The 15,494-nt window shown below is 43.7% G+C and carries 12 protein-coding genes; 10 read left to right on the forward strand and 2 right to left on the reverse strand.

Annotated elements, in window-relative coordinates; translation table 11 throughout:
• Positions 1-23 precede the first annotated feature (23 nt).
• The 9 genes from nuoG to proB all read left to right on the forward strand — a co-directional run bounded on the left by nuoG (position 24) and on the right by proB (position 11,592).
• Positions 24-2,276 carry an NADH-quinone oxidoreductase subunit NuoG gene (gene nuoG / locus J3U68_RS09380; RefSeq protein ID WP_267376377.1) on the forward strand — a complete coding sequence of 751 codons (2,253 nt, stop codon included), beginning with the start codon at positions 24-26 and terminating at the stop codon, positions 2,274-2,276.
• A 2-nt stretch (positions 2,277-2,278) separates the two neighbouring features.
• Entirely contained in the window at positions 2,279-3,328 is a 1,050-nt protein-coding gene (nuoH, locus tag J3U68_RS09385) for an NADH-quinone oxidoreductase subunit NuoH (protein ID WP_267376378.1), read from the forward strand.
• A 19-nt stretch (positions 3,329-3,347) separates the two neighbouring features.
• Complete coding sequence (gene nuoI / locus J3U68_RS09390; protein WP_267376379.1) at positions 3,348-3,827, forward strand: NADH-quinone oxidoreductase subunit NuoI; 480 nt, start codon at positions 3,348-3,350, stop codon at positions 3,825-3,827.
• Between the two features lie 9 nt (positions 3,828-3,836).
• A complete protein-coding gene (locus J3U68_RS09395) occupies positions 3,837-4,490 on the forward strand; it encodes an NADH-quinone oxidoreductase subunit J (protein ID WP_267376380.1) in 654 nt (217 codons plus the stop codon).
• Positions 4,487-4,792: an NADH-quinone oxidoreductase subunit NuoK gene (nuoK, locus tag J3U68_RS09400; protein WP_267376381.1), complete on the forward strand. Its 306-nt coding sequence runs from the start codon at positions 4,487-4,489 to the stop codon at positions 4,790-4,792. The genes J3U68_RS09395 and nuoK overlap by 4 nt, the downstream gene beginning before the upstream one ends.
• 25 nt (positions 4,793-4,817) lie before the next feature.
• Positions 4,818-6,842, forward strand: a complete 2,025-nt coding sequence (gene nuoL / locus J3U68_RS09405; RefSeq protein WP_267376382.1) for an NADH-quinone oxidoreductase subunit L — start codon at positions 4,818-4,820, stop codon at positions 6,840-6,842.
• Positions 6,843-6,879: 37 nt separating this feature from the next.
• Positions 6,880-8,373 (forward strand): NADH-quinone oxidoreductase subunit M, encoded by a 1,494-nt coding sequence (locus J3U68_RS09410; protein WP_267376383.1) that lies wholly within the window; start codon positions 6,880-6,882, stop codon positions 8,371-8,373.
• A gap of 10 nt (positions 8,374-8,383) precedes the next feature.
• Positions 8,384-9,826, forward strand: coding sequence for an NADH-quinone oxidoreductase subunit NuoN (gene nuoN, locus J3U68_RS09415; protein ID WP_267376384.1), 1,443 nt, complete (start codon positions 8,384-8,386; stop codon positions 9,824-9,826).
• A gap of 635 nt (positions 9,827-10,461) precedes the next feature.
• Positions 10,462-11,592: a glutamate 5-kinase gene (gene proB / locus J3U68_RS09420; RefSeq protein ID WP_267376385.1), complete on the forward strand. Its 1,131-nt coding sequence runs from the start codon at positions 10,462-10,464 to the stop codon at positions 11,590-11,592.
• A 259-nt stretch (positions 11,593-11,851) separates the two neighbouring features.
• On the opposite strand, the gene J3U68_RS09425 is transcribed toward proB, so the two are convergent.
• Both J3U68_RS09425 and J3U68_RS09430 read right to left on the reverse strand, forming a co-directional pair.
• Complete coding sequence (locus tag J3U68_RS09425) at positions 11,852-12,310, reverse strand: hypothetical protein (RefSeq protein ID WP_267376386.1); 459 nt, start codon at positions 12,308-12,310, stop codon at positions 11,852-11,854.
• Between the two features lie 986 nt (positions 12,311-13,296).
• Complete coding sequence (locus tag J3U68_RS09430) at positions 13,297-13,557, reverse strand: helix-turn-helix domain-containing protein (protein WP_267376433.1); 261 nt, start codon at positions 13,555-13,557, stop codon at positions 13,297-13,299.
• A gap of 215 nt (positions 13,558-13,772) precedes the next feature.
• Here J3U68_RS09430 and J3U68_RS09435 point away from each other — a divergent pair, with 215 nt between their 5' ends.
• Positions 13,773-14,498 carry a helix-turn-helix transcriptional regulator gene (locus J3U68_RS09435; protein WP_267376387.1) on the forward strand — a complete coding sequence of 242 codons (726 nt, stop codon included), beginning with the start codon at positions 13,773-13,775 and terminating at the stop codon, positions 14,496-14,498.
• Positions 14,499-15,494: the final 996 nt, after the last annotated feature.

Below are 15,494 nucleotides of genomic sequence, written 5' to 3' on the forward strand. Positions count from 1 at the left end.
TGCTTAGTTAGGATTGCGAACCTATGCTACAAATTCAAATTGACGGTAAACAACTTTCGGTTGAGCAGGGCAGTACAGTGATGGAAGCTGCTCGTCAGGTTGGTACGTTCATTCCACACTTTTGTTATCACAAAAAATTGTCGATTGCCGCCAACTGTCGCATGTGTTTAGTAGAAGTGGAAAAATCACGTAAGCCTTTACCTGCCTGTGCCACACCGGTGACGGATGGTATGGTGGTGAAAACTGATTCTGCTCTGACCAAGAATGCCCAAAAAGGGGTAATGGAATTCTTGCTGATCAATCATCCGCTGGATTGCCCGATATGCGATCAGGGCGGAGAGTGCCTATTACAAGATTTATCCATGGGTTATGGTCAAGGTGCCAGCCGTTATACTGAAGCGAAACATGTTGTAGTCGGCAAAGAGATGGGGCCGCTGGTGTCGGCCGCCGAAATGAGCCGCTGTATTCATTGTACCCGCTGCATCCGTTTTACCGAAGAAATTGCCGGCAAACAGGAGCTGGCGATGAAGAATCGCGGTGAACATTCTGAAATTACTCCGTTCAACGGCAAAACACTGGAAACCGAACTTTCGGGCAATGTCATTGACTTATGCCCAGTTGGTGCTTTAACCAGCAAACCATTCCGTTATGACAGTCGTTCATGGGAGTTGAGCCGACGAAAATCCATTTCTGCGCATGATGCGCTGGGCAGTAATCTGATTGTACAGACTAAAGACCATACGGTACGTCGTGTATTGCCACTGGAAAACGAAGCGATCAACGAATGCTGGCTCAGTGACCGCGACCGCTTTGCCTATGCAGGTTTGTATCAGGAACGCTTAACCCAGCCGCAAATCAAACAAGATAATCAGTGGCATACCGTCGACTGGCAAACGGCGCTGGATTATGTGGCCAAAGGCTTACATGGCGTTAGCCATGATTTTGGCAGCGAAGCCATTGGTATGTGGGTCAATCCCGCCAATACCGTGGAAGAAATGCATCTGGCCGGCAAACTGGCTCAGGGTTTGGGTATCACCGCTGTTGACAGTCGTCTACGCGCGCTGGATGGTCGATTGGGCGCAGCTGCAAAAGGGGCGCAATGGCTGGGACAGTCCATTGAGCAACTGGCTGACAACGAGGTGATTTTGATCGTTGGAGCGCGTTTGCGGCAGGAACAACCATTGCTCACCGCCCGTATCCGGCAGGCCAGCCAAAACGGTGCACAGGTGGCGGTACTGGCGGCGGCGCAAGAAGAACTATTCATGCCTTTACTGGCTCAAATTAGCCTGCATCCTTATCAGTGGATAGACTGGCTGAACAATGCCCTGAAGAATGAAGTCGGGCAGGCGTTATTAAATGCAGAGAATACCAGCATTATTCTGGGCGCTGATGTCCTCCATCATCCTGATGCTGCCGCCGTTTATACCGCAGCTCAGGATCTGGCCGCGGCTACCGGCAGTATTCTCGGCGTCTTGCCGTCGGCAGCCAATAGTATTGGTGCCGAAGTAGTTGGCGTGGCCGCCAAAACAGCCGAACACAATATTGCTGCTCAGATTGCCCAGCCAAAACAAGCCGTGATGCTACTGAATGTAGAACCAGATATGGATGTGACCAATGGCGCCGCCGCTATTGCCGCACTGAAACAGGCTCAGACAGTGATGGCATTCACTGCCTATGATAGTGCCGTATTACGCGAAGTGGCCGATGTGATGCTGCCTATCACCCCATTTACCGAAACTTCCGGTAGCTTTATCAATATGGAAGGTCGGTTGCAATCGTTCCATGGTGTGGTACAGGCGTATGGTGAGGCCAGACCCTTGTGGAAAGTACTGCGGGTACTTGGCAACGTCCTTGAACTGGCGGGTTTTGAGTATGAAAACACGCAGCAGATTCTGGCTGATGCACTGGACAAAGACCAGTTACCCGCTTTGCTGAATAACCAGATTCAACCGGTTGCCAGCAGTGATCCTGCTATCAGTCTGGTAAGAGTAGGTGGTGTCAGCCTATATGCCACCGATGGCATGGTGCGTCGTTCCGCCCCTTTGCAAAACACGGTACACGCTGCTGTACCTATGGCGCAGGCACACAGCAATACGCTTAGTGCGCTGGGACTGGCCGATGGCGATGTTGCACGGGCGAAACAGAACAATGATGCGGTAGCGGTTAGCGTCTCTGTGGACGATACCCTGCCGGAAAACGTGTTGCTACTGCCATTACATCAAAGTAACTGGCATTTGGGTGCTTTATTGACCACTGTGGAATTGAGTAAAGGATAATCATGCAAGCGTGGTTTCAACAATTACTGGGCAACGACTTCGGTTTACTGGTGTCTGTAATCGTCAAGATTGTCATCATCATGTTGCCGCTGATTATTACCGTGGCCTACCTGACCTATTTTGAGCGTAAAGTTATCGGTTACATGCAGTTGCGCGTCGGTCCAAATGTGACCGGACCTTATGGTTTAATCCAGCCCTTTGCCGATGTATTAAAACTCTTATTTAAAGAAGTGACCCGCCCGTCACAGGCGAATAAAGCTTTGTTCTATATCGGCCCGATGATGTCGCTGATGCCGGCCTTTGCCGCTTGGGCAGTGATTCCGTTTAGTGAAACTTGGTTTCTGACCCGCATCAATGCCGGTCTGCTCTATATCCTGATGATTACTTCATTATCGGTATATGGTGTCATCATCGCTGGCTGGGCTTCTAACTCCAAATACGCCTTTCTCGGTGCCATGCGTGCTTCCGCGCAGACCATTTCCTATGAAATAGCCATGGGTTTTGCCCTGATTGGGGTGATTATGGTATCCGGCAGTATGGATTTTCACGATATTGTCATGGCACAAGCTAAAGGTATAGCTGGTGGTTCGATTTTCTCATGGAACTGGTTGCCGTTATTTCCGTTATTTGTGGTGTATCTAATTTCGGCCGTGGCCGAAACCAACCGCGCTCCGTTTGATGTGGCCGAAGGTGAATCTGAAATTGTTGCCGGTTTCCATGTTGAGTATTCCGGATTCGCTTTCGCCTTGTTCTTTCTGGCGGAATATATTTTCATGATTCTGGTGGCCGCGCTGACAGCCTTGCTGTTCTTTGGCGGCTGGTTATCACCCTTTCCGCAAAGCTGGGGCTGGATTGGTATACCGAGCGTACTGTGGATGTTCCTGAAAATGGCACTGGTATTGTATTTCTATCTGTGGATACGGGCTACATTTCCGCGTTATCGCTACGACCAAATAATGCGTCTGGGCTGGAAAGTACTGATTCCTGTCACCATCGTGACAGTGATTGTGTTGGGATTGTGGATGATTTCACCTCTGTCTTTATGGCATTAACGCAGAGGGAGGCACTGATATGGCAAATATTATTAAAACTTTTCTGATGACCGAGTTGCTTGCCGGCATGAAAGTGACTTTAAAGAACTTTTTTGCTCGTAAAGAAACCATCTATTTTCCGGAAGAAAAAACTCCGCAATCAGTTCGCTTTCGAGGGCTGCATGCACAACGACGCTATCCCAATGGAGAAGAACGCTGTATTGCTTGCAAGTTATGTGAAGCTGTCTGTCCAGCAATGGCAATTAATATTGAATCAGAAAAACGCGAGGATGGCACACGCCGTACCACCCGCTACGATATCGATCTGACCAAATGCATCTTCTGCGGTTTTTGTGAAGAAGCCTGTCCAGTAGACGCCATTGTTGAAACCAGAATATTTGAATATCACGGCGAAAACCGCGGTGATTTGTATTTGACTAAACCCATGTTGCTGGCCATTGGCGATCGCTATGAAGAAGACATCGCCAAATGCAAAGCCGCTGATGCACCCTATCGTTAAGAGGTGGTCATGAATTTACCGTTAATCCTGTTTTATGTCTTTGCAGCGGTCATACTGCTCGGCGCCATCAATACCGTGATTGCCAAAAATCCGGTGCATGCGGTTCTGTTTCTGGTGCTGACCTTCTGTGCCAGTGCCATGATGTGGATTCTGATGCAAGCCGAGTTTCTCGGTATCGTGCTGGTGGTGGTGTATGTAGGTGCGGTGATGGTGCTGTTCCTGTTTGTCATCATGATGCTCAACATCGATATCGAACAGATGCGCGCTGGCTTCTGGCGCCATGCACCGATTGCTGCGCTAGTTGGAATACTGACCGCCGCCTTACTCATTGTGATTTTGGTGAATCCGCAACTTGATTTGGCACATTTGGGTACGGACAATCCACTGCCTGCTGACTACAGCAATGTACGTGATTTGGGCATGCAGATATACACCACCTATCTGTTACCGTTTGAACTCGCCGCCGTATTGCTGGTGCTGGGCATGGTGGCTGCTATTGCTCTGGTGCACCGGCCAACCCACAACCCACGTCGTACCAATCCGGCCGAGCAGGTTAAGGTACAGGCCAAAGACCGCTTCCGGATGGTGAAAATGCAGCCTGAAATCACTGTATCCGCAGCCAATAACCAAGAAGAAGCCTCAGAAGGGGAGCAGAAAGCATGATTACCTTAACTCATTATTTGGTACTCAGCGCCATCTTATTTGCCATCTCGGCCATGGGCATTTTCATGAACCGCAAAAACACGCTGGTGCTGCTGATGTCCATCGAACTGATGCTGCTGGCGGTGAATTTTAACTTTGTCGCCTTTTCCCGTTATCTCGGCGATAGCGCCGGACAGATTTTCGTGTTTTTTATTCTGACTGTGGCCGCGGCTGAATCGGCTATCGGGCTGGCGATTATGGTGCTGATTTTCCGCAACCGCCAAAGCATTAACGTACAGGATCTGGACAGCCTCAAAGGATGAGGGTGGAGAGGAACGAGAGAAAATTATGTGTGTTTATCTAATTATTGCTTTGGCTCCGCTCATTGGTTCCCTACTGGCCGGATTGGGCGGTAAGCTGATAGGCCGAAAAGGGGCGCACAGTGTCACCATCGCCGGCGTTGCCCTATCTGCCGTATTGTCGGCGTGGGTACTCTATGGCTTTATGACTGGCAGTAGGCAGCCATTTGATGAAAATGTCTATACATGGTTGACCATGGGCGGGCTGGATTTCTCCGTGGGATTTCTCATTGATACCCTCACCGCTACCATGCTGGTCATCGTAACCAGTGTCTCCCTGATGGTGCATATTTATACCATCGGCTACATGAGTGACGACGATGGTTACCAGCGTTTCTTCAGCTATATTTCCCTGTTTACTTTCTCCATGCTGATGCTGGTGATGAGTAATAATTTCATCCAGTTATTTTTCGGCTGGGAAGCCGTAGGTCTGGTGTCTTATCTGCTGATTGGTTTTTATTACAAACGCGACAGTGCCATCTTTGCTAACCTGAAAGCCTTTCTGGTCAACCGTGTTGGTGACTTCGGCTTTGTGCTGGGTATTGGTCTGATTCTGGCTTATTTTGGCGGCAGTCTGCGCTATGCCGATGTATTCCAGCACATCGATCAAGTCAAAAACGCCACCATTGAACTGATTGCCGGCCATCCATGGTCACTGATTACCGTGACCTGTATTTTGCTGTTTGTCGGTGCCATGGGTAAATCAGCCCAGTTTCCATTACATGTATGGTTGCCGGACTCGATGGAAGGCCCGACACCAATTTCTGCTCTGATTCATGCCGCTACCATGGTGACCGCTGGTATCTTCATGGTAGCGCGCATGTCACCATTGTATGAATTATCTGATACTGCGCTTGGTGTCATCATGGTTTCCGGTACCATCACCGCACTATTTATGGGCTTTTTAGGCATGATTCAGCACGACATCAAACGTGTGATTGCTTATTCCACCCTGTCGCAGTTAGGCTATATGACCGTAGCACTGGGTGCCTCTGCCTACAATATTGCTGTCTTCCATGTGATGACCCATGCTTTCTTCAAAGCACTGTTATTTCTGGCAGCCGGTAGTGTGATTATGGGCATGCATCATGATCAAGATATGCGCCACATGGGTGGACTGCGTAAATACATGCCAGTAACGTGGATTTGCATGTTGATTGGTTCTTTGTCTCTGATTGGTACGCCATTCTTCTCCGGTTTTTATTCCAAAGATTCCATCATCGATGCGGTAAAAGCTTCAACACTGCCTTTTAGCAGCTTTGCTTATGTGGCACTGGTAGCCAGTGTATTTGTCACCGCTTTCTATTCCTTCCGCCTGTATTTTCTGGTGTTCCATGGTGAAGAAAAATGGCGTCAGGGCGGACAGGACGAACATCATCACGGTGAGGAGCACCATGGTCTGCGTCCACAGGATAATCCACATGAAAGCCCGCTGGTGGTGACTATTCCGCTGATTTTACTGGCGATCCCATCGGTGTTTGTCGGTATGTGGGCAATCAAACCGATGCTCTTCAGCGATTTTTACCATAATGTCATTTTCATCAACAGTGCTGCCCACCCTGCATTGGCCACCGTAACAGAAGAATACCACGGTATTTTTGCTATGGCTGTGCACAGCTTGACTACACCAGTGTTATGGCTGGTCATTGCCGGTGTGGTTCTGGCCTGGTTTTTCTACCTGAAAAAGCCACAGATTCCGGCGCGGATTGTGGCTTCCATCCGTCCGATATATACCTTGTTGGACAACAAATACTATTTGGATGCTCTTTACTACAACGTTTTTGCCAGAGGCAGCCGAGTGCTGGGAACGCTGTTCTGGAAAGTTGGTGATGTGCTCATCATCGATAAACTAATTGTTAACGGTGCTGCGCGTGTTGTGGCTACAGTGGCTGCACTGGTGCGGCGAATTCAAACCGGCTACCTCTATACCTATGCCACTGCCATGGTGCTGGGTGTATTTGTATTGGTGGCATGGACATTCTGGCCGTTGCTGAAATCCATGTTCGGCGGTTAATTCAAGGCATTCAACTTAGTATTTTTAGGCTATAGATATGTACGATTACTTACTCAGTTTAGCGATTTGGCTGCCTATAGTGGCAGGAATCGTAGTACTGGCTACCGGTTTAGACCGGCACGCTGGGATAGCCAGAGTGCTGGCCTTAATCGGTGCACTGGTGTCTTTCCTCATCACCATACCGCTGTTCTGTAATTTTGACCGCTCAAACGGGGGCTTTCAATTCACAGAATTTCATGTCTGGATCGATAGCCTCAACATCAACTATGCCTTGGGCGTGGATGGTCTGTCCGTACTGTTTGTGATACTGAATAGCTTCACCACCTTGTTGGTGGTGCTGGCTGGCTGGCAGGTGATTCAAAAACGACCGGCACAGTATATGGCGGCGTTCTTGATTATGTCTGGTCTAATCAATGGTGCGTTTGCAGCCATGGATGCCATTCTGTTTTATGTATTCTTCGAAGGCATGCTAATACCGATGTATCTGATTATCGGTATCTGGGGAGGTTCGCGACGCGTCTACGCTTCCATCAAATTCTTCCTCTATACCCTGATGGGTTCATTGCTCATGCTGGTGGGTTTTGTTTACCTGTCTAATCAGACTGGTGGCTTTGCTATCGAAAGCTGGCACAATATCAAACATCTGGCCATGACTGCACAGGTGCTGCTGTTTATCGGTTTTTTCCTGTCTTTTGCAGTGAAAGTACCCATGTGGCCGGTACATACATGGTTGCCGGATGCCCACGTCGAAGCACCAACTGGTGGTTCCATGGTGCTGGCGGCCATTACCCTAAAAATTGGTGGATATGGATTTCTGCGCTTTATGTTGCCGATTCTGCCGGATGCAGCACGCTATTTTGCCCCAGCAATTATTGTGCTGAGTCTGATTGCCGTGATTTATATTGGTATGGTGGCACTGGTACAAACCGATATGAAAAAACTGGTGGCATATTCTTCTATTAGCCACATGGGATTTGTAACCCTAGGTTTTTTCCTGTTTACCGGTGGTTATCTAAATGATTGGGCATTTAAAGGTGCCATCATGCAGATGCTGTCACATGGCTTTGTTTCAGCAGCCATGTTTATGAGCATTGGTGTCATGTATGACCGCATGCATACCCGTGATATCTCCGCTTATGGTGGCGTGGTTAACAGCATGCCAATATTTGCCTCCTTTATGCTGCTGTTTGCCATGGCCAATGCTGGTCTACCCGGTACTTCCGGCTTTGTGGGTGAATTCATGGTGATTGTCGGTGCGGTAAAAACCAATTTCTGGATTGGCGCACTAGCGGCACTGACCCTGATTTATGGTGCTGCCTATACTCTGTGGATGTTTAAACGGGTAATTTTTGGTGCCATCAAAAACCCTGAAGTGGCGCAATTAAAAGATGTGAATAAACGCGAACTGCTTATTCTGGTGATTTTGGCCGTAGCGGTACTTGGTTTTGGTCTATATCCCGAACCCTTCATCGCCGTCGTGCATCAGGCAGCTAATGATTTAATTGTCCAAGCGGCACAAAGCAAACTGTAAGGAAATGTGAATGAACTGGACAGATTTAACAATAATTCCCGCTGTACCGGAATTGGTGCTAACTGGCGTACTGTTTGCCGTACTGCTGGTAGATTTATGGCTGAACGACCGTCAACGCTGGATAACCTGTACCCTGTCTGTTATCGGCCTGATTTTGACCGCTGTAGTGCAGTGTCTGGTGTGGAAACAGCAGCCACAATATGCCTTCCACGACATGTTTGTGCTTGATGGCATGGCTCAATTGGCCAAATTATGTATGTATGGATTGGTGATAGCCGTTTTTATCTACAGTCAGGCTTATCTTCGTGCCAGAAATATTTATCAGGGTGAATTTTACACTTTGACCTTGTTTGCTCTGTTGGGCATGAACATCATGGTTTCTGCATGCCATTTCTTAACCTTGTATGTTGGGTTGGAATTATTGTCACTGGCGTTGTATGCCTTGATAGCTCTGCAACGCGATAGTGCTCAGGCGGCAGAAGCGGCGCTGAAATATTTTGTTCTCGGTGCATTGGCTTCCGGAATACTGCTGTATGGTATTTCTCTGGTCTATGGTGCAACGGGTACTTTGCAGTTGCAGCAAGTACTGGCTGCCAGTCAGGAAACCACCAATCCATGGTTACTAAAACTAGGCGTAGTATTTATTGTAGCCGGTATCGTATTTAAGCTGGGTGCTGTGCCTTTCCATATGTGGGTACCCGATGTGTATCAGGGCGCGCCAACTGCAGTGACTGCACTGGTCGGTACGGCGCCAAAAATCGCCGCCACCGTATTTGCATTCCGCATTCTGGTGTATGGTCTGCTGACGCAATGGGAAAGCTGGCGCGAATTGTTACTGCTGTTGGGTATAGCTTCATTGTTTATCGGTAATCTCGCCGCCATCATGCAAACCTGTATCAAGCGTATGCTCGGTTTCTCTACCGTGGCACATATGGGCTTTATCCTGCTGGCGCTGTTGGCTGGCGAAGTCGGCTGCACCGCTGCCATGTACTATGCCATTACCTACGCTTTAATGGCTTCTGTGGCCTTTGCCATTTTGATGCTGTTATCCACGAAAGATATCGAATGCCAGAACATCAGCGATCTGGCCGGTTTGAATCAGAAAAATGCCTGGTATGCGTTCTTAATGCTGTTGGCGATGTTCTCCATGGCCGGCATTCCACCCTTAATGGGCTTCTATGCCAAACTGGCGGTTATCAAAGCATTGCTTTCTAGTGGCTATGTATGGGTTTCAGTGTATGCAGTGGTGATGTCATTAATTGGTGCGTTTTACTATCTGCGTGTGGTGAAAACCATGTATTTCGACACCTCAGATAGCGTGGCTGCACCTAATTGCAACATGTCTTGGTTGGGAAAAGTGGTTTTATCCGTCAATGGTTTATTGCTGTTGATCTGGGGCATTGTACCGGATGGCGTGATGGCATGGTGTGTTCAGGCCTTAACCCAGAGTTAATGCCTGGCAGTACAAAAGTGATTAAGCTGCTAAGGCTAATTCAGTCTCGCTGCACAAATCGAACAGGTTGCATGGTAATATTAAAAAACAAAAATCATCTAAGCAGAGATTGTCAACTGCATGATTGTGATACTGCTTCAGTTTAATAAGATGACTTTTAGCCGCTAAAGTTTTGCTAAGTGAGTATGTTAAGCATTCCAGATAAAGAAAATCAAATACAAAAGCTATGCTAACAACTTAATTTTAAACGGCTTAATATCCTGATTGATTGTTGCAAAATAACGCTTACCAAATCTATACTTTGTAAACAGCTACAAATTAAAAAAGGAATTGAATATTACAATTGATTCAGATGAACAACAACAAATGGGCAAAGCACCATTTCACTAGTCATAAAAAAAGCTGTTGCTGTAAAAACTATGCCACATTGTTTATGAGCTGGTGCCACACCATCTGACTGCAGATAAATATAAATCAAATTTTAACCGCTTTTTTTCCATCGACATTGTGGGTTGAATCGTGACAAACTGAAGTCAAAATCATAAACTCGCTTTTGTTCATTAACTGGCTTATCAAACAAAATTGTAGCGAGTAAAATAACCAACTCAAAATAACACAGCAATGGCGTAACTACCGTGAAAACAGCAGAATATGATATTCGTCAGGCTAAAAGCGTGGTGATAAAAGTGGGTTCCAGTTTAGTGACCGATGGGGGACATGGAGTAGACCAAAAAGCGTTAGCCAATTGGGCTAAACAGATTGCTGAATTAAAAAAGCAGGGTATTAAAGTCGTTTTGGTTTCCAGTGGAGCCATCGCAGAAGGCATGAAACGACTTGGCTGGAAAGTACGTCCCAAAGCTTTAAATGAATTGCAAGCTGCGGCAGCTGTTGGACAAATGGGGTTGGCGCAAGCGTATGAAGTGGCTTTTGAAGCGCATCAGATCCAAACTGCACAGATTCTGCTAACCCATGATGATTTGAGCCATCGTACTCGCTATCTGAATTCTCGCAGCACCATTCGTACATTGCTAAATCAACATGTCGTTCCGATCATTAATGAAAATGATACTGTAACCATCGATGAAATCAAACTTGGCGATAACGATACCCTCGGCGCCTTAGTCACCAATCTGATTGAAGCTGATTTGCTCATCATACTGACAGATCAAAACGGATTGTATGACAGTGACCCACGTCATAATCCCAATGCGCAATTTATCGCGCAGATCGCGGCCAGTCATCCCGATTTAGAGTCCATGGCTGGCGGGGCTGGCAGCAGTGTGGGCACTGGTGGTATGTATACCAAAGTTTTGGCGGCTAGACGTGCTGCTTCAAGTGGTGCTGCTACCTATATAGCTAATGGACATGCAGAAAACGTGTTGTTGCGTTTACTGGCCGGAGAGCAACAAGGAACCCTATTCACTCCTGATGACAACAGATTGAGTGCCAGACAACAATGGTTGTCAGGGCAGTTACAACTTGCCGGAAAAGTGACTATTGATCAAGGAGCCGTACAAGCACTAATAGGGCAACATTCCAGTTTATTACCGGTTGGTTGTGTCGCTGTTAACGGGCATTTTGAACGCGGTGCTTTAGTCGCTGTGTGTGACTGCTCAGGTGCAGAAGTGGCCAGAGGTCTGATAAATTACAATGATCGTGAAATCACCAAATTATTACAGCAGCCATCGCAGGCAATTGAACAATTACTAGGATATGTGGCTGAAGAAGAGTTGATTCACCGTGACAATATGGTGCTGCAGCGCTAAAAGATCTTAGCAATTACGTTTCTGTTCACGAAGATGATTAGCAGATAGAATTCATATCGCCCAAACATGGGCGGTTTGCAAAAATTCCCCCTATCTAGGCAACAGAACTTGATCAAATTCATTGATGCTATTGTATTGTTGTAATTATTCGATAAATCTATCAAAATTAAAGTTAAGAAAATAACAATAGGTTGAATTGGTTAGTATAACAATTGGGTTGCTGAACGACAAAATTTCCATCCCCAAACCTACGCAAAGACTATTGAATTTCAGATCCATCATGATGATTGGTTTGATCACTGAAATACCAAAAAGTGAGATATAAAACCAATGATGCTAAAGGGATAATCAGTAAATCAACCCTTTTGAAGAAATTTTCGAGCGAAAAACATATCAATGTATTGGGAAACCAGCAGATCGTACCAATCACAATGATTATTTTCCACGAACGATCCGAAGGCAGATTGAATACCCATCCAATAATCATGACCAGAAAAATAATGGAGGAAAAAAACGCCATAACGCCTAAAGTAAAGGTGAAAATTTCATTAACAGTAATCCGTTCATGCAAAGTTAGAACGCGTAAAAACCGCAACAAAGGAAAATTTTCATTTTCTCCCACAATTCCATAAATAAAACAGGGTAAGCCCATAATGATGGCACTGATAGAACAGAGCAGTCGTCTTACCAGAATTTTACTAGAATATTCTTTTTCCATTTTTATTATTCTCGTTGCCACATGGTTTTGATTTAAAAACAATGAAAAAATCAAAAATTGACATCACTTTTAATATCACAGCAAATCAGATTTAACTACAAGATCAAAAGCATAATTACCAAATCATTCGATTGCTATATTCTAACTTACGTTAGCCTAAATTTACAATACTTTATTTTAAATCCCATCATAATATACAAAACCTTATCCGTTATATATTAAAATTGAATTTAAATATTTAATATTTAAAAGAAATATATTTTTATGGTATGTGCAAAAAAAAGACAAGTTTATTTTGAAACGTGTATCGTGTATTGATACTAAATTGCTCATATAGTAAAGATTCGATAAATATTTATGTAAAATTAATTCTATTATGTCAAATAAATTCTAATATTCGTGTTAATTCTGTATAAATCATGTTTCATGATCATAATGAGAAAAAAAAGATATCTTCCTTACGCAAATTTTATTCTTAAGCCAATTTAGTGTGGCCAATAAAGACCATGTCACTCTGAAATCAACTTAAATCCAACATAAGTTGAGTACAGAAACAGATAAAGAACTGAATTGATCGTTCGGCCTAACAAGCAACCAAATTGAGATAAATCCATGGGTAGTAGAGAAAAAGCACAGATATAGGTTTTAATAATACGTACCCATTCACTCTAGGTTTATCTAGAAGTAAAACCAAATAAAGTCATGGGTAATTTAATAAACAGAATAGAGGTATGAACTTTTGCTTGAGCAAACGTTGATCAATTGCATTAGATTTTAAGACGATTATCTATCGATAGACTTGAAACCAACATCCTTTTTGCCAGCCACCTCGAACTTATCTTGCCAAAACAAGAAAAGCCTAAATCTGGCAATTAACCCTATACTCTAAATCTTGTTTTGATTTTAGCCATTTAGATAAGGGTTAATCTGCTCGCTCAGATGACAACAATGGTAGATTTTTCCTTTTACTTACCCCTGTTGGTTAATTATCTACTACTCTCCGACGATTCTGGTAGAATAGGTCGATAATTTCGACGCGCGTAGCGAGAAGGCCAAATTTGTTCCGGTGGTACACCGATGACCTTAGCTATGATTTTTTCACCCTTTAAATAAGGCATTTGTAATGCCGTTTTTAAAGTGTTAGAACTTAGCCCAACCTCACGCGACAATGCAGCAATAGACCACCCCTTTTTTTTTAATGCTGCAACTATATCAGCACGATGCCAGTCTGCTGAATTTTTTTGCATCATGACTTACTCCATCGGTTAACATGATTTAATTAACTTTTGGATATATTACTAAACAAAAGTAAGCTGCACAACCTTTTGTTTAGTATTTTTTTTGTGTATCGATACAAATGTTTATAACTTTTTGTTTTGATTAAATTTAAATCTAACAAAAAAATAAACTTTTGTTAAGTTTTTTGTTTAGTCGCTTATTTCTAAACAAGAGGGTTTAGAATATGAATAATTCATTCAAGGACAGGCTTACTGTTTTATTTTCGAATGACACAATGACGACCATCGCGTCAAAAATTGGTATTTCACAAGTTGGATTGTTTAAAATTTTTAATAAAGGTACACTACCAAAAGCAGAAACATTATTAAAAATCAATGAAATAACTGGATGTGATTTAAATTGGCTAATGACCGGTGAAGGTTCGCCTTTCCTCAATGAAAATAACACTGACACATCAATCCAATCAAATAATATGCCCCATTCGGCGATATATGATGTTATTGGAAAACCTGTTGATATTGATGAATTTGTTTTTATACCTCGTTATAACATCGACGTTTCCGCAGGTCATGGAAGCATGCCTGACGATGAAGAATCTCACTTAGTAATAGCATTTAGAAAATACTGGATAATCAATTACCTCAACGCTAACCCTAAAGATTTGAGTGTTTTAAGAATTAAAGGTGATAGCATGCAGGGGGTGTTAAATAATGGCGATAACATACTGATTAATCGTAGAAAAAATAAACCCCAAGATGGCTTATATGTATTACGCATCGATGGTAGTTTATTTGCTAAACGCCTACAAATTTTGCCTGATAATAAACTACTGATCAAATCAGCCAATAAAGAGTATGAATCTTTTACCGTGGATCTGAAAACGCCGCCTGACGATTTCAAAATAATTGGATCGATTGAATGGTTTGGTCGTCAAATAAACAATTTTTAATTTTCATTTCAGCTTTTATATAAGCTTGGTGTACAACCAAATCTTAGAGTTGTACACCCATTCGTTTTTTATACCTAGTACAATGTATTGATCAGCATATTGACTACATGCCCAATATGTAGTTCTACAATTGGTTCCAAGATCTTAAAAATGCCCAATTTCTGTTTATTAGTACTTCTTGTTTTCTCCATTTTTATGCCTTGAAAAAGGCATAACATAATTTTTCCCCAATGCAAAAGACATCCATAATCATTTTATGGAAAATCACCGCGTTTAAAAATGCACCAATACATAGCCAGTTTGATTATTCATCAAACTATTCATAAACAAGAGTACAGATGTGTAATATTAATCTTCTTTGCTCTGGAAACTTTTTTATCAGAAACACTGCTGAAAAATGGGAATAAGTGTTGATTTGGTAACTGAATCTAATGAAGAGGATTGGCAATTCACGCAAAAATTTTTCCATACTGCGCAAAAGATTATTTATATGATTTGATCATCCTAACAATCGACATGGATAACCAAATCTTTTTCATGGTTAATAATCTGGTTGTCTTTAATACCAAAGTAATATTTGAATTTCAAAAATCCATACCAGTAGATCCTAGATATACTTGCCAATCTACACACCACAGGACATCAATTGGCAGCGAAATGGTTTCAATTCCGCAAACTCATAACAGAAATCTGTATTCATATTTAAAATGAACAAACTCCTATTCAAGCAAATTTCTACCTGCGCTTTTATCGCTATTCATTGGGTAGACATTAAAATTGGTACCTCTTCGGGAAGTCAGTAAGATTGAAAAAAATCTTAATTTACCGCTTAATTAAATGATTGTTAGAGCAAAGGTTGTCAATTCTGTTTTAATCCAGGTCAAAATATTTGATGTTAATCATGATTCTATTTATTCATGTAACTGGGTAATGATAGACAAATAAACGCTGTCATGATTTTGTTGGCAACGTGAGTGCTAGCTGTATCGAGCAGAT

It is taken from the genome of Snodgrassella sp. B3882, assembly GCF_026535915.1.
In the GTDB taxonomy this organism is placed as follows: domain Bacteria; phylum Pseudomonadota; class Gammaproteobacteria; order Burkholderiales; family Neisseriaceae; genus Snodgrassella.

Coding starts and splice junctions, on each gene's coding strand:
- nuoG (WP_267376377.1), top strand. CDS start 24: ATGCTACAAATTCAAATTGACGGTAAACAACTTTCGGTTGAGCAGGGC.
- nuoH (WP_267376378.1), top strand. CDS start 2,279: ATGCAAGCGTGGTTTCAACAATTACTGGGCAACGACTTCGGTTTACTG.
- nuoI (WP_267376379.1), top strand. CDS start 3,348: ATGGCAAATATTATTAAAACTTTTCTGATGACCGAGTTGCTTGCCGGC.
- J3U68_RS09395 (WP_267376380.1), top strand. CDS start 3,837: ATGAATTTACCGTTAATCCTGTTTTATGTCTTTGCAGCGGTCATACTG.
- nuoK (WP_267376381.1), top strand. CDS start 4,487: ATGATTACCTTAACTCATTATTTGGTACTCAGCGCCATCTTATTTGCC.
- nuoL (WP_267376382.1), top strand. CDS start 4,818: ATGTGTGTTTATCTAATTATTGCTTTGGCTCCGCTCATTGGTTCCCTA.
- J3U68_RS09410 (WP_267376383.1), top strand. CDS start 6,880: ATGTACGATTACTTACTCAGTTTAGCGATTTGGCTGCCTATAGTGGCA.
- nuoN (WP_267376384.1), top strand. CDS start 8,384: ATGAACTGGACAGATTTAACAATAATTCCCGCTGTACCGGAATTGGTG.
- J3U68_RS09425 (WP_267376386.1), bottom strand. CDS start 12,310: ATGGAAAAAGAATATTCTAGTAAAATTCTGGTAAGACGACTGCTCTGT.
- J3U68_RS09430 (WP_267376433.1), bottom strand. CDS start 13,557: ATGCAAAAAAATTCAGCAGACTGGCATCGTGCTGATATAGTTGCAGCA.
- J3U68_RS09435 (WP_267376387.1), top strand. CDS start 13,773: ATGAATAATTCATTCAAGGACAGGCTTACTGTTTTATTTTCGAATGAC.